This window comes from Rhodococcus sp. P4_B6, from assembly GCF_056402215.1.
On sequence record NZ_JBFUHV010000199.1, the window covers coordinates 1 to 14,569 of the forward strand.

The 14,569-nt window shown below is 70.5% G+C and carries 10 protein-coding genes; 4 read left to right on the forward strand and 6 right to left on the reverse strand.

Annotation, left to right across the window (positions count from 1 at the left end; all coding sequences use genetic code 11):
* Window positions 1–627 precede the first annotated feature (627 nt).
* A complete protein-coding gene (locus AC1DWT_RS43880) occupies window positions 628–2,766 on the reverse strand; it encodes an ATP-dependent DNA helicase UvrD2 (protein WP_083395561.1) in 2,139 nt (712 codons plus the stop codon).
* 80 nt (window positions 2,767–2,846) lie between these two features.
* Here AC1DWT_RS43880 and AC1DWT_RS43885 point away from each other — a divergent pair, with 80 nt between their 5' ends.
* The gene (locus tag AC1DWT_RS43885; RefSeq protein WP_015890142.1) at window positions 2,847–3,101 is read left to right on the forward strand and encodes a mycoredoxin; all 255 of its coding nucleotides are present in this window, start codon (window positions 2,847–2,849) and stop codon (window positions 3,099–3,101) included.
* Here the strand turns inward: AC1DWT_RS43885 and nudC are convergent.
* Together nudC and AC1DWT_RS43895 are read right to left on the reverse strand one after the other, a co-directional pair.
* Complete coding sequence (gene nudC, locus AC1DWT_RS43890) at window positions 3,098–4,009, reverse strand: NAD(+) diphosphatase (protein ID WP_072937671.1); 912 nt, start codon at window positions 4,007–4,009, stop codon at window positions 3,098–3,100. The two genes, AC1DWT_RS43885 and nudC, sit on opposite strands and share 4 nt — an antisense overlap.
* Window positions 4,010–4,029: 20 nt before the next feature.
* Window positions 4,030–5,097 carry a potassium channel family protein gene (locus AC1DWT_RS43895; RefSeq protein WP_072937670.1) on the reverse strand — a complete coding sequence of 356 codons (1,068 nt, stop codon included), beginning with the start codon at window positions 5,095–5,097 and terminating at the stop codon, window positions 4,030–4,032.
* 121 nt (window positions 5,098–5,218) lie between these two features.
* On the opposite strand from AC1DWT_RS43895, the gene AC1DWT_RS43900 reads away from it, so the two are divergent.
* A complete protein-coding gene (locus tag AC1DWT_RS43900; protein ID WP_072937669.1) occupies window positions 5,219–5,617 on the forward strand; it encodes a DoxX family protein in 399 nt (132 codons plus the stop codon).
* On the opposite strand, the gene AC1DWT_RS43905 is transcribed toward AC1DWT_RS43900, so the two are convergent.
* Entirely contained in the window at window positions 5,595–8,957 is a 3,363-nt protein-coding gene (locus AC1DWT_RS43905) for an ATP-dependent helicase (protein WP_477925589.1), read from the reverse strand. The genes AC1DWT_RS43900 and AC1DWT_RS43905 overlap by 23 nt on opposite strands.
* The gene (locus tag AC1DWT_RS43910) at window positions 8,954–12,250 is read right to left on the reverse strand and encodes an ATP-dependent helicase (RefSeq protein ID WP_477925591.1); all 3,297 of its coding nucleotides are present in this window, start codon (window positions 12,248–12,250) and stop codon (window positions 8,954–8,956) included. Before AC1DWT_RS43910 ends, AC1DWT_RS43905 begins: the two co-directional genes overlap by 4 nt.
* 56 nt (window positions 12,251–12,306) lie before the next feature.
* Here AC1DWT_RS43910 and AC1DWT_RS43915 point away from each other — a divergent pair, with 56 nt between their 5' ends.
* Window positions 12,307–13,092, forward strand: a complete 786-nt coding sequence (locus tag AC1DWT_RS43915; protein ID WP_072937667.1) for an alpha/beta fold hydrolase — start codon at window positions 12,307–12,309, stop codon at window positions 13,090–13,092.
* Window positions 13,092–13,400 (forward strand): MGMT family protein, encoded by a 309-nt coding sequence (locus AC1DWT_RS43920; RefSeq protein ID WP_477925593.1) that lies wholly within the window; start codon window positions 13,092–13,094, stop codon window positions 13,398–13,400. Before AC1DWT_RS43915 ends, AC1DWT_RS43920 begins: the two co-directional genes overlap by 1 nt.
* Before the next feature lie 13 nt (window positions 13,401–13,413).
* Here AC1DWT_RS43920 and AC1DWT_RS43925 read toward each other — a convergent pair whose 3' ends face one another.
* The gene (locus AC1DWT_RS43925; RefSeq protein WP_477925595.1) at window positions 13,414–14,568 is read right to left on the reverse strand and encodes a lipase family protein; all 1,155 of its coding nucleotides are present in this window, start codon (window positions 14,566–14,568) and stop codon (window positions 13,414–13,416) included.
* Between the last annotated feature and the right edge of the window lies 1 nt (window position 14,569).

Here is a 14,569-nt window from a genome sequence, read left to right on the forward strand (position 1 = left end):
GCCTTCGCCTGCTCCAGCTCGGTGGGAGTGTCCGCAAACCACAGGTCGGGGTCGTCGACCCGGCACGGCAGGTCACCACGTGCGGTAGCGATCTGAACAAATCCGCTTGTGGCGGTTGAGGTTTCGGATACCCCTCGGCATGTCACGGTAGACACGTCGTTCTCCTCTGCTCTCATTGCGACGGTTATTCTCTTCGGTTCGTTGAAATGGATGCGAACCAGAGCCGAGGCTGCGAGCGGGAAGGGTGCTCGAACTACGAAGGCCACGGTCCGCGATGCGGGTCCGTGGCCTTGAAAAGACGGTGGGAGTTGATCTATCGAGGAATTCCTCGACAACTCCGATACACGGACTCGACTGCTGTTGCGGGACGACGACGGGCTGCCGACCAGACGATCGCCGGTGCCTGTTCCGCCGCGTTCATGCCGAACAACGCGGAGGCAGCAGCGACTGCCGTCTCATGTGCTTGGAACTTCGTCATTTCACTGCCACCTCCATTTCTTCTCGATCCGATGTGAACCACACGGGTCTCCCCGCGCACTGAAACCACAGTAGGCAATTCTCCAGAACCGCACAACCTATTTTTGACCTGCAGTGATGCGTGCTACTTCACCCTCGTGCGGGAGTCGTTCAGCGAGTACCGCTTCCCTTGATCACACCGAGGACGTCTTCGCCGAACTGCTCGAGCTTCTTCGCACCGATCCCGGGGATCGCGACGAGTCCGCGATCGTCCTGCGGGCGCTGCTCGGCGAGAGCCGTCAACGTGTTGTCGCTGAACACCACGTACGCCGGGACCTTCAGCTCCCTCGACTTCTCGAGCCGCCACGACCGCAGCGATTCGAGCAGTTCCACGTCGACGTTCGACGGGCACCCCTCGCAGCGACCGAGCATGGTCGCGGTCGTCCCGATCAGCTGTTTTCCGCACAGCCGGCACCGGGGACGCTTCTTGTTGCTCTTGACGGGCGCCGCGATCCGCGAGGCCGGTGAGTCTTCGGGGATGAGTCCGTGCAGGAACCGCGAACGGCGCCGCGACTTGCGGCCGCCCTCGTTCCGGGACAGCGCCCACGACATCTGCAGGTGCTCACGGGCGCGGGTGACGCCGACGTACAGCAACCGGCGTTCCTCCTCGACGGCCGCGTCGTCGGGTGCCGAGTTGGAGTCGCCGAGCACGTGCTGGATGGGCAGTGTTCCGTCGGTGAGGCCGACGAGGAACACGGCGTCCCATTCGAGACCCTTCGCGGCGTGCAGGGACGCGAGGGTCACACCCTGCACGACGGGTGGGTGCCGCGCCTCCGCCCGCAGACTCAGCTCGCGCAACAGTGCGTCGAGGGTCAACTCCGGATCCTGGGTCAGCTGTTCCTCGGTGAGCGCGACGAGCGCCGACAGGGAGGCCCAGCGCTCGCGGGCCTGCGCACCCGCCGGTTCGGCGTCCGTCAGCCCCAGCGGAACGAGGACGGCGCGGACGAGCGTGACGAGGTCGGCGCCGACCGCGTCGGGCAGGTCGTCGCGGCCCGCGGCCTGGCGCAGCGCCGCCACGGCCTGACGCACCTCGGTGCGGGTGAAGAAACCCTCACCGCCACGCACCTGGTACGGGATGTCGAGTTTCGTCAGCGCCTGCTCGTGCACCTCGGACTGGGCGTTGATCCGGTACAGGACCGCGATCTCCGCCGCCGGGGTGCCGGACGCGATGAGCCGCTTGATCGTGCGGGCCACCCCGGCGGCCTCGGCCGGTTCGTCGTCGAACTCGACGAAACTCGGTTCCGGCCCGGAGTCGCGCTGCCCGATCAGTTGCAGACGGGTGCCCGCGATCCGGCCGCGCGCCGCTCCGATCACCCGGTTCGCCATCGACACGACCTCGGGGGTCGAACGATAGTCGCGCTCGAGGCGCACGACGGTGGCCTCGGGGAACCGGCGCGAGAAGTCGAGCAGGTAGTTCGGGGTGGCGCCGGTGAACGAGTAGATGGTCTGGTTGGCGTCGCCGACGACGGTGAGGTCGTCCCGCTCGCCGAGCCAGGCGTCGAGGACACGCTGCTGCAGCGGGGTGACGTCCTGGTATTCGTCGACGACGAAGCAGCGGTAGCGGTCGCGGAACTCCTCCGCGACGGCCGAATGCTCTTCGAGTGCCGCCGCCGTGTGGAGCAGGAGGTCGTCGAAATCGAGGAGCATCCCGTCCTGGCCGCGCGCCTTGAGCTGTTCGTAGCCGTGATACACCTCGGCGACCTTGGCGGCGTCGACCGGCGCCTCCCGGCGCAACTTCGCCACCGCCCGCGGGTAGTCCTCCGGCGCGATCAGCGAGGCCTTGGCCCACTCGATCTCACTCGCCAGGTCGCGGATGCTCTCCGTGCTGGTGGACAGGCCGACCCGTCCGGCGGCGGACGACACGACCGCGAACTTGCGGTCCAGCAGCCGCCATTCCGTGTCGCCGACCACCTGCGGCCAGAAGTACCGCAGCTGCCGCAGCGCGGCCGCGTGGAACGTACGTGCCTGGACCTGCGCTCCCCCGTCGCCGATGCCCAGGCTGCGCAGCCGCCCGCGCATCTCGCCTGCCGCGCGCGCCGTGAACGTCACCGCCAGCACCTGCCCCGCGGCGACGTGCCCACTGGCGACGAGGTGCGCGATCCGCCGGGTGATGGTCCGGGTCTTGCCTGTTCCGGCACCGGCCAGCACACACACCGGCCCCCGGGGAGCGAGGACCGCTGCGGACTGTTCGGGATCGAGACCGGTAGTCGTCACCTCTGCTGCGCCGGCTGCTGACATGGCGTCCATCATGACAGGGGCGACCRACACGGCGCGAAGCGGACGAACACCGCAGTGGGAACACACGGCGGGCTCGTGGTGTTATATCCGCCGTGACTGCTACCGACACCCCGGCCCTGACCATCTACTCCACCACCTGGTGCGGCTACTGCCGGCGCCTGAAGACGCAGCTGGACGAATCCGGCATCGGCTACGTGGAGATCGACATCGAGGACGATCCGGCGTCGGCGGAGTTCGTCGGCAGCGTCAACGGTGGCAACCACGTCGTGCCCACCGTCAAGTTCGCCGACGGCAGCACCGCCACCAACCCGTCGTTGGCGCAGGTCAAGCAGCTTCTCGGCGTCTAGGACTCCGTCGCTGCCGCAGCCCAGGACTCGATGATTCCGCGCGCGATGGATATCGAGCCCGGCAGCAGCAGCGTGGCGTCGGTGTCCGACGCCCAGTCGCCGAGTTCGAGTGCCGTGCGCACCTCGTCCCGGGTGAACCACCGGGCCTCGGCGATCTCGCCGTCCGCGAACGTCAGCGGGGCGTCGGGATCGCCGACGGCCGCGAACCCGATCATCACCGAACGGGGGAACGGCCACGGCTGGCTGCCGAGGTAGCGCACGTCACGGACGTCGACGCCCACCTCTTCCTTGATCTCGCGGACGACGCACGTCTCGAGGGATTCTCCGGCCTCGACGAATCCGGCCAGGATCGAGAACCGCCGCGGCGGCCACGTGGGCTGCCGGGCCAGGAGCACACGGTCTCCGCCGTCGTGCACGAGGCAGATGACCGCCGGATCGGTGCGGGGAAATTCCTCGTGACCGGTGCTCGTCGAGATCCGCGACCATCCCGACATCGTCGGTTCCGACGCCGCGCCGTCGAGCGCGCTGAAGCCGGCACTGTCGTGCCAGTTGAGCATCGCGAGGGCGCCGGTGAGCACACCGGCGTCGGCGTCGTCCAGCGTGCCGCCCAGAATCCGGAGATCGGCCAGCTCGCCGGTCAGCGCCTGCACCCGCACCGCCCACACGTGCCGGTCCTTGCGAATGCCGAGGAACACCGCCCCCGGTTTCGGTTCGGGGCCGAGTTCGGTGGCCTCCGCGAACACCAGACCGTCGTCCCCCACCCGCACCTGTCCGCGGTGATTGACGCGCAGCAGCAGCGCATCCCGCCAGCCCGCACGCAGCGCGTCCGTGTCCGAACGCAATTCCTCGGCCCGCCCGACGGCGGAGCGGGACAGGAGCGGGGTGTCGTTGAGCCGGAATACAGTCACGCCGTCGACACTACTGCCGATCAGTTGGCGACCCGACGGATGTACAGCAGTCGGTCGTTCTCCTCGATCGAATCGACCTCCGGCGAGCCGACCCGGATCAAGCGGCCGTCCCGCACCACACCGAGCACGATGTCCGCGAGGTGGCGTGGAGAGCCGCCGATCTCGTCCCGCTCCACGGGACGTTCCGCGATCGCGAAACCCGCCTCCGGAGTCAGGAGGTCCTCCATCATCTCGACGACGCTCGGCGTCTTCGTGGCGATGCCGAGGAGCCGGCCCGCGGTCTCGGAGGACACGACCACCGAGTCGGCGCCGGACTGGCGGAGCAGATGCGTGTTCTCGGATTCGCGGATCGCGGCGACGATCTTCGCCTTCGGTGCGATCTCGCGCGCCGTCAGCGTCACCAGCACCGCGGTGTCGTCGCGGTTGGCGGCGACGATGATCGCCGACGCGTTCTGCGCGCCCGCCAACCTCAGCACGTCCGATTTGGTGGCGGACCCGTGGACCGTGACGAGGCCCTTGCTGGCCGCCGAGTCGAGCACGGCGTGGTCGGTATCGACCACCACGATCTCCGACGGCGGAACGTCGTCGCCGAGCATCGCGTCGATCGCGGTGCGTCCCTTGGTTCCGTAGCCGATCACCACGGTGTGATTGCGCACGTGCTGCCTCCAACGCTGAATTTTGAACGCCTGCCGGGAGCTCGCCGTGAGCGCGGAGAGAGTAGTACCGACCAGGACGATGAGGAAGAAGATTCGAAGGGGCGTGATCAGGAGGACGTTGACGAGCCTCGCCGACGGTGTGAACGGCGTGATGTCGCCGTATCCCGTCGTCGACAACGACACCGTCGCGTAGTAGATGCAGTCGAGCAACGACAGTTCGTTGTCCTGCACGTCGCGATAGCCCGCCCGGTCGATGTAGACGATGAGCACCGCCAACGCCAACGCCGCCAGGGCGATCCCCACCCGGCGGTAGATCGCCCGCGCCGGACTCGTCTGCAACTCCGGAATCCGCAGCACACCCACCAACGCGAAGTCCGGCCGGTCGGTGAGGGTGTCCGACCTGCTCAATCTCTCACGCAGCCTACCGGCCATATGTTCGTCTCCACGTTGCACTGAACTCCGACATCGGCTGGCAGCCTAACCCCGATTGTCCCACCGGACACACGTCGGAGCCTCGTTGTCGCGAACCGGGTGGTTCGGGCAAGCTGGCGTCATGCAACGAGAGAGCGTCACACCACGACCGAGCCAGAAGCCCGCACTCCGTCTCGCCGCGCTGCTGCTGGGCGCGGGCACGATGCACTTCGCCGCCCCGAAGTTCTTCGATTCCACGGTCCCCACACAGTTGCCGGGCGACGCCCGCACCTACACCTACGTGTCCGGGGTCGCCGAGCTCGCGATCGGCACCGCGCTGGCCGTGCCGCGCACGCGCAGGCTCGGTGGCGGTCTCGCCGCACTGCTGTTCGTCGCCGTCTTCCCTGCCAACATCAACATGGCAGTGGACTGGCTGAAGAGCCCGAAGACGACGACCGTGCAGAAAACCGGTGCGCTGCTGCGTCTTCCGCTGCAGATCCCGTTGATCACCGAGGCCCTCAAAGCTCGGCGTCACGCCTGAGCTCGTCTTCGGGACCTCCGTCGGCGGGATCCGATTCGCCGGCGCCGGCGGTACTGAGGAGTCGGGCGAGCGCGTCGGCGCCGGGGAGGCGGTCCGGCGCGATCGTCCGTCCGGTCCGCACGTAATGGAATGCGGCGCGCACCCGCTCGATCGGAACGTCCATCAGTTCGGCCCACGCCAGCCGGTACGCGGCGAGCTGCATCACGACGGCCTTCTCGTTGGCCGCGCTCGGTTCGGCGCCGGTCTTCCAGTCGATCACCGTCCACCCGCCGTCGGGGTCGGTGAACACCGCGTCGATCCGGCCCCTCAGCACGGTCCCCGCCACCGAGGTCTCGAACGGCACCTCGACCTCCGTCGGGTTGCGGTCGGCCCACGGCGAACGCAGGAACGCGTCCTGCAACGTCGCGAGATCGGCGTCCGGGCCCGCACCCGTGTCGGCGGCACCGGGCAGCTCGTCGAGATCGAGCAGCCGGGTGGCTCCGAAACGGCGCTCCACCCATGCGTGGAACGCGGTGCCGCGCCGCGCGAGCGGATTCGGCGGGAACGGCAGCGGCCGCCGCAGCCGGGCGGCCAGGGCGTCCGGGTCGGCCTCGAGTTCGACGAGCTGGCTCACCGACAGCTGGCCGGGTAACACCACCTCGGTCCGGGCGTTCGCACGCGCTTCCCGCTCCGCGAGGAGGGCGTCGACGTCGGCTGCCCAGTTCTCGTGGTCGTCCTCCTCGTCCGCCGGCGCCTGCTTGCCGACGTTCTTCAGTGCCGCGACGACCAGCGCCGCACCACGCTCGACCGCCTCCCGGCGGAGACCGAGCGGATCCCGCGGCCACACAGCCGACTTGGGGGTGCTGGTCAGCGGGTTCTGCTCCTCAGGTTCGGGCGTGGGCGCCCAGAGATCGACGATCCCGATACCCTCGTACTCCTCGTCCGTCACCGTGTCGCGCAGTTCGGTGAGGAACTCCGACGGCCCCTTCGGCTCGGTTCCCGATTCTGCCCAGTGGTGACCCGAAGCGAACAGCACCCGTTCGGTGCGGGTGAGGGCGACGTAGAACAGCCGGCGGTCCTCGTCCAGTCTGCGGGCCGCCAGCGCCGACTTGTGCGCCTTCACGGCCTCCTCGAGGTCTTTCCGGTCGTACAGGTTCTCGAGTTCGAGGACGGGTACACCGTCTGCCGACTCACCCGGCCGCTCCCGGTCTCCGCGCAGCGACGGCGGCAGTTCGCCGAGCGCACCGAGCCAGGACCCGGACGCGGTCCGCGACGGAAAGACACCGGCCGTGAGGTGCGGCACCGCCACCACTTCCCACTCCAGCCCCTTCGCGGAGTGCACGGTCAGCACCTGGACGCGGTGCGGGTCCACTTCGACTTCGCCGGGCGCCAGGCCTTTTTCGACCGATTCCGCGGCGGACAGGAAGGCGAGCAGTCCGGTGACGGTGGCCGACGTGCGGTTCGCGTAACCGGCGACGACGTCGGCGAAGGCGTCGAGATGTTCCCGGCCCGCACTCCCCCGCGCCGACTGCCGCGTCCGGGCCTGCGCTTCGATGCCGATCCCCAGCACCCGTTCGACCTCCGCCACCAGTTCGGTGAGCGGCTGCCCGATCCGCTCGCGCAGGGACGCCAACTCCGCCGCCACCGCGGTGATCCGTGCGTAGCCGACCTGCGAATAGCGTTCTGCGGGGCCGGGATCCGCCAGCGCGTCCGCCAGCCCCGCCTGCTCCGCGTGTTCACCGGGCAGCGCCTCGCCGACGGCGTCGGCGAGGGCGGCCGAATCCGTGACGGCGCCGGTGGTTCCGTAGCCCGTTCCGATGGCCAGTTCGGACGCTCGCCGCGACAGCGCCGTCAGGTCGGCGGCCCCGATCTGCCATCTCGCGCCGGTCAGCATCCGGACGGCGGCACTGCCCGCCATCGGGTCGGCGACGACCCGGAGCATCGCGATGACGTCGGCCACCTCGGGCGTGTGGAGCAGACCGCCGAGACCGACCACCTCGACCGGCAGACCCCGCGACCGCAGCACCTCCGCGACCGGTGCCGCGTCGGCGTTGCGGCGGATCAGCACCGCGGCGGTCGGCGGATCCTCGCCCCGGTTCGCGGCGTCCGCGTACTGTTCGGCGATGCGGTCGGCCACCCATTCCCGTTCCTGCACGACGTCACCGGTGAGGGCCAGCCGCACGTCCCCGGGTACGGCCTGCGGTCGCGCCCGCAGCATGCTGACCGCCACGCCCCGCTCCCGCAGGGACGCCGACGCCATGTTGGCCAGCGCCAGGGCCTCCGGCGGGTTGCGCCAGCTGGTCAGCAGTTCCAGGGTCGGCGCCGGATCCCCGTTCGTCAGCGGGAAATCCGTGGCGAAGCGGGGCAGGTTGGCCGCCGACGCACCGCGCCAGCCGTAGATCGACTGCATGGGATCGCCCACCGCGGTGAGCGCAAGTTCGCCGTCGAGTCCGCCGCCGAACAGCGACGACAGCAGCACCCGCTGCGCGTGTCCCGTGTCCTGGTACTCGTCGAGCAGCACCACCCGGAAACGGGTGCGCTCGGTGAGGCCGACCTCGGGGTGGTCCGCGGCGACGCGTGCCGCCAGCGACATCTGACTGCCGAAGTCGAGCGCGCCTTCCCGTCGCAGGGTGTCCGCGAGCCGCTGCACCAGCGGCAAGAGTTCCACCCGGCGGTGCTGGGTGTCGAGGATGTCGAGCAGTTCCTTACCGGGACCACCGCGCTGCCGCGGTCCGGCGGGCAGGGTGTGGACGAGCTTGTCGAGTTCGGTGTGCGCCTCCCGCAGGTCGTCCGGTTCGACGAGGTGCTCGGCGAGCTGCCCGGCCAGCGCGAGGACCGCCTCGGTGACGGACGCCGGATTTCTATCGGTGTCGAGGTCGCCGTCCCACGAGCTGACCACCCGGTGCGCCAGCTGCCACAGTTCCGTCTCCGACAGCAGCGTCGCCGACGGTTCGATGGGCAACAGGAGCCCGTGCTCGGACAGCAGTCGCCCGGCGTAGGAGTGATACGTGCGAACCTCCGGTTCGCCGGCGAGGATGCGCGACCGGAGGTCACCGCTCGGGTCGACCCGGCGGAGCAGGTCCGAACCCGCCAGACGGGCAAGGCGTTTCCTGATCCGGGCGGTCAGCTGCTGCGCCGCCTTGCGGGTGAACGTCAGACCCAGCACCGCCTCGGGGTCGACGACCCCGTTGGCCACCAGCCACACGACGCGGGCGGCCATCGTCTCGGTCTTGCCCGCGCCTGCCCCCGCGACGACGAGGGTCGGGCCGAGGGGGGCCGCGATGACGGCGGCCTGTTCCGGGGTCGGCGGATGCTGCCCCAGTCCGATCGCGAGTTCCACCGGGTCGATTCGGATGGTCATTCCGACGTCACCTGCCGTCCCTCGTCGTGCGCGGGACAACTCGTCCGCACCGGGCAGTGCCTGCATCCGTCGTTGACGCGGGCGAGGAACTCCGGCCCCTTGGTGGCGGCCGCCGCCGCATGGATGACCGCGAGCCACGTCTCGAGGTCCTCCTCCGACAGCGGTGCCTGCACCCGCTGCGTCGCGCCTTCCTTCTTGTGTGGTTTGGCGACGAAGACCAGCCGCGCCCCACCGGGTTTCGACGCCGGCTCCCCGTCGATCGCACCGGTGGCCGCCGCCACCTGGTACGCCGCCAGCTGGGCGTGCTGCTGGGCGTCGTCCTTGGTGACGGGTGAGCGGGCGGTCTTCACGTCGACGATCACGGGCCTGCCCTCGGCGTCGCGTTCGAGCCGGTCGATCCGCCCCCGCAGCCGGATTTGCGGGGAACCCTCCTCCCGCGGCTCGAGGACGCCGTCGACGGCCACCTCGACTCCGACCTCGGTGAGTTCGGACCGGGTGTTCCCGAGCCAGGCGGTGAACGTGGCGAGCATGTCCCGGGTGCGGTCGAGTTCGCGCCGCGAGTACCACTGGGAGCCGAGATCGATCGACTCCCAGGCGTTCTCGAGCGCACGTTCCACCTGATCGGGTGGGATGCGGCCTGCGAGCGCCTGCACCAGCGTGTGCACGAGCGTTCCGGCGATGGCGTGGGTGTTGTCGCCGTCCCGGCCGCCGTGGCGTTCGAGCAGCCACCGCAACGGGCAGGTGTTGAGCAGGTCGACGGTGGACGGCGACAGCGACACCGGTCCGTCCTCCGCGTTCCACAACGCCACGCCGGTGCTCGGTTCGGCGGTGCCGTACCACTGGTCCGGGTGGGCGCCGCGCACCCCGGCTTCGGCGAGCCGGGCGAGTTGGCGGGCGGCGCGTTCCTGGCGGGCGGGGTCGGATTCGGCGACGTCCGGATCGCAGACCACGCTGCGCAATTCGGCGACGAGGGCGGGCAGGGCCAGGACCCGGGTCGCCGGATCCTCCGCAGGAACCACCACCTCCTCGGCGTCCGAATCCTGTTCTCCGGCGAGCAGTTCGTCGACGAAACGGGAGTGGACGAGATCGGCGTCGCCGCTGGCCGAGTCGACCGCGGTGACCAGCAGACTCCGCCTCGCCCGGCTGCACGCCACCAGGAACAGCCTGCGTTCCTCGGCCAGCAGCGGTGCGGTGCGCGACATCCGGTCGGCGGCGGTCTCGCTGCCGTCGGACACGCCGCCCGTGAGGTCGATCAGCGCCTCGGTGCCGAGCAGGCTTCCGCGCGCCCGCAGGCTCGGCCACAGCCCTTCCTGCACACCCGCGACCGCGACGACGTCCCACTCCCGGCCGGCCGCCGAGTGGGCGCTGAGCACCGACACGGCGTCGCCCGGAACGACGGAGACGGTGCGCGCGGTGGGAATCGCCTGCCCGGTCAGGTAGTCGACGAACCCGGCGAGCTGCGCGCGAGGGAGACGGTCGACGTAACTCGCCGCGGCGTCGAACAGGGCGACCACGGCGTCGAGGTCGCGGTCGGCCTGCGCCCCGATCGGACCGCCGCGGGCGGAGGCCGCCGACCAGCGACGTTCGAGTCCGGTGGCCTGCCACGCCGCCCACAGCACGTCCTCGATGCCGCGCCCCCGCTCGAGCGGAACCCTCGCCTTGCGCAGCACGGACAGCACCCGGTTCAGGGACGCCGCTTCGACGTCGGTCAGCTTCGCCGTGACCCTGCGGGTGCTGCCCGTCTCGCCGACCAGCAGGAGACGGAGCAGTTCCGCGGAGTCACGGTCGCCGCCGGAGGCCAGCTCGGCGCGCCGCAGACCCCGGCGAAGACGCCGGAGCGCCACGGGTTCTGCGCCGCCGACCGGGCCTGCGAGCAGGGCGAGCGCGTCCTCGCCCGTGAATTCCTGCCCCGACAGTGCCCGCAGCACCAGCATCAGCCCCGACACCCCGTGCTGACGAGCCAGCGGCAACTCGGACGCCGCGGTGGTGACCGGCACACCCGCACCGAGCAGCGCCCGCCGGAGCGGAGCCAGCGCCCGCGGAACCGAGCGCACGATCACCGCCATCTCCGACCACGGCACCCCGTCGAGGAGGTGGGCGCGGCGCAGGGTGTCGGCGATCAGCGCCGCCTCCTTCGCCGCGGTGCCCAGGACCCGGACCGACGTCCTGCCGCCGTCCTGAGACGGGGTCCAGATCCGGTGGGGCAGATGCCCCGGCAGGCGGGACGTGATCCGGGCCGCACTGGTCGCGACCTCCGCCAAACTGCGGAAGTTGACCGGTAACAGCACCTGCCGGGGATCGCCCTTGTCGGCCAGGTCGGCGAGGAACGTGGGGTCGGCCCCGCGGAACCCGTAGATCGACTGGTCGGGGTCGCCGGCCACGACCGTGGTGCGGGTACCGGTGCCGACGAGCCGGACCAGTTCCGCGGCCTGCGGATCGAGGTGCTGGGCGTCGTCGACGAGCAGGTGCCGCACCCGGTCCCGTTCCGCGCGCAGCAGGTCCGGGTCGGTGGCGAACGCGGTGAGGGCCGCACCGATGAGTTCGGCCGCGTCCAGCGCCGGCGCCGTGGCCTCGGGGGCCTCGACACCCACCGCTCCGCGCAGCAGCATGCCGTGCTCGTACCGGGCGGCGAACATGCCCGCCGCCACCCACTCGGAGCGGTCGTGCCGCCGGCCCAGCGTGATCAGATCTTCCGGGCCGAGGCCCCGCTCGCTCGCGCGCAACATGAGGTCGCGCAGTTCGACGGCGAAGCCGCCCAGCGCCAGTGCGGGACGCAGCCGTTCGGGCCACATCTCGCCGCCGTCCGCGATGTCGCCCTGCAGCATCTCGCGGAGCACGGCGTCCTGCTCGGCGCCGGTGATGAGGCGCGGCGGCGGATTGCCGTGGGCGGCGGCCTGCAACCGCAGCACCGCGAACGCGTAGGAGTGGACGGTGCGGACGAGCGGTTCGCGCGTGGCCCGGGGCCCGTGGTGCTCGTCGTGGCCGATGAGGGCGGCGGTCACCTCTTCGCGCACCCGGCCCGCCGCTCGCTTCGACTGCGTCAGGACGAGCACCGACTCCGGGTCCTCGCCGCCGGCGATCCGGTCCACCGCGACGTCGACGAGTAGCGACGTCTTGCCGGTTCCCGGGCCGCCGAGCACCTGCCAGGGATTCCAGCCCATGCCGAGGGGCGGTGCGGTGAGGACCCGCTGCGTGGAGTCGTCCCACACCCGGGCCGGGCGGTCGGGGCTCGGGCGGTGCACGAGCCGGGCCCGGGGAGCCGACGTCCTGGTGCGCACCGCCGATTCCGTCATGGGCAGCATTCCACCAGAACGGTCCGACATCTCCTGCGGCGGCCCGATCCGGCATCATGGGTCACGTGTCAGCACTGAATACGTACCTGTTCGGCGCCGAGGACGGCACGGAGATCCTCGCCCTGCACGGACTCACCGGCCACGGCAGACGGTGGGAGGCGCTGGCCACCGACCAGCTGCCCGACGCCCGGTGGATCTCCCCCGACCTGCTCGGGCACGGCCGCTCGACGTGGTCGCCGCCGTGGAACCTCGAGGCCCACGTCGCGAGCCTCGTCGACACCCTCGACGCGCACGCCCGGGGACCGGTCCTGGTGGTGGGCCACTCGTTCGGTTGCGCCCTGGCGCTGCACCTGGCACGCGCGGTCCCCGACCGGATCCGCGGCCTCGTGCTGCTCGACCCGGCGATCGGGCTCGACCCCGCGCAGATGCAGTCGGTGGCCGATCTCACCATCTCCTCCCCCGACTACACCGACGTCGAGGAGGCCCGGTCCGACAAGCTGCACGGCTCGTGGGGCGAGGTGGCCCGCGACGTCCTCGAGGACGAGATCGCCGAACACCTGGTGCCCCTCGAGAACGGCCGGGTCAACTGGCGACTGTCCACCCCCGCCGTCGTCACGGCGTGGGGCGAACTGGCCCGCGAGGCGGTCCTGCCGCCCGCGCATCTGCCGACCGTGCTCGTGCAGGCGTCGAAGGTGCAGCCGCCGTACGTCACACCCGCGTTCCGCAAGGCCCTCGTCGACCACCTGGGCGGCAACCTCACCGCCGTCGACCTCGACTGCGATCACATGGTGCCGCAGGCCCGGCCCGACGAGGTGGCCGAGCTCATCCGCACACTTCTCTGATGGTCGCGACGACGGAGGAACAGGTCGAGGCGGTGCGCGCGCTGGTCGCGTTGATTCCGCCCGGCCGGGTGGCCACCTACGGCGACATCGCCGCGGCGGCCGGGCTGTCCAGTGCGCGGACGGTGGGCTGGATCATGCGCACCGACTCCGCCGACCTCCCCTGGCACCGCGTGCTGGGCGCCTCGGGGCGGCCGGCGCCGCACCTCGCGCACAAGCAGATCGCGAAGCTCGAACTCGAGGGCGTGCCCATCCGGGACGGCCGCGTGGATCTCGCGGCGGCGCGGTACCGGTTCGATCCGCCCGGCTGACGGTCCACCCGCCTCAGCAGGTGCTCGGCGCGGGGTCGCCGCGGAACCGGGCGTCCATCCAGTCCAGCCCCTGGGGCAGTCCCAGCGCCGCCGCCGACAGATGGTCGGGTGTCGGCGTGAGCAGCGTCTGCACCGGGGTGCCCGCGTCGCAGTACCGCCGCAGGGTGGTGTCGATCGAATCGACCGGGATCAGCGCGTCCGTCGGACTGTGCCATTCGAAGATCGGTACGGTGGGCACGCCCGGGTACAGCTCCAGGCTGTTCTCCTCCATCACCTTCCACGCTTCCGGGTCGTCCATGAAGTTCTGGTTGTCGGTCATTTCCGAAGCGCTGTGCCCGATTCCGAACAGCATGATCTCGTTCGTGCATCCGTTGCCGATCATCTGCTTCATCCGGCGGCCCTCGTCGTTGAGTTGGCCGCTGACGTCGACGCGATCCGGGTATTCGCGTTCGAGACCCAGTGCGGCGGCCATCGCGAGACCGAACGCGGGGTGCGGATTGGTGCCCAGCGCCTCCGCCATCTTCACCAGGTTCATCGGGGTTCCACCCTCGGCGGCGCCGACGAGGTTCAGTTCGGGGGCGTAGCTCGGCGCCAGCGCCGCCGCCCATGCCGTCGCCATGCCGCCACCGGAGTACCCGCCCAGTCCGACCTTGCTGTTCTGTACCTGCAGTTCGGGGACCCGCTGGACGGCACGGATGCCGTCGAGCGTGATCTGGCCGCCGAGTTTGGCTGCGCCGTACGCCATCCGCGGTCCCAGATGGTCGGGCAGCGCCACCGCCCACCCGCGCGCGAGAGCGATGTTGAGGCCTGCCGCCTCCCGGATCTGGTGCAGGGGGTCGGTGGTGTACAGCTCGGTGACGATCTTGCACTTGTTGCCCAGTGAATTGATGATGTGCTGGTACGACACCAGCGGGCCGTCCGGGACGTGGTTCGGGGGCAGCACATACGTGGTGTTCGCCGCGATCGGTCTGCCCTCGGAGTCGGTGGTCCGGAACAGCAACTCCCACATCGCACTACCGGGGAAGTAGTACGACGGCGGCAGCTGGCGGATCTTCAGCACGTCACCCGGGGCGTGGTCGGCGATGTCCGTGGGCTGGATGTAGAAGGGGTCCGGGTCGGCGACCGGGAAGATCACGTCGGCAGCGGGCGGGGTCGGCAAGGGCGGCAAC

Coding starts and splice junctions, on each gene's coding strand:
- AC1DWT_RS43880 (WP_083395561.1), bottom strand. CDS start 2,766: ATGATGGACGCCATGTCAGCAGCCGGCGCAGCAGAGGTGACGACTACC.
- AC1DWT_RS43895 (WP_072937670.1), bottom strand. CDS start 5,097: ATGGCCGGTAGGCTGCGTGAGAGATTGAGCAGGTCGGACACCCTCACC.
- AC1DWT_RS43900 (WP_072937669.1), top strand. CDS start 5,219: ATGCAACGAGAGAGCGTCACACCACGACCGAGCCAGAAGCCCGCACTC.
- AC1DWT_RS43905 (WP_477925589.1), bottom strand. CDS start 8,957: ATGACCATCCGAATCGACCCGGTGGAACTCGCGATCGGACTGGGGCAG.
- AC1DWT_RS43910 (WP_477925591.1), bottom strand. CDS start 12,250: ATGACGGAATCGGCGGTGCGCACCAGGACGTCGGCTCCCCGGGCCCGG.
- AC1DWT_RS43915 (WP_072937667.1), top strand. CDS start 12,307: ATGGGTCACGTGTCAGCACTGAATACGTACCTGTTCGGCGCCGAGGAC.
- AC1DWT_RS43920 (WP_477925593.1), top strand. CDS start 13,092: ATGGTCGCGACGACGGAGGAACAGGTCGAGGCGGTGCGCGCGCTGGTC.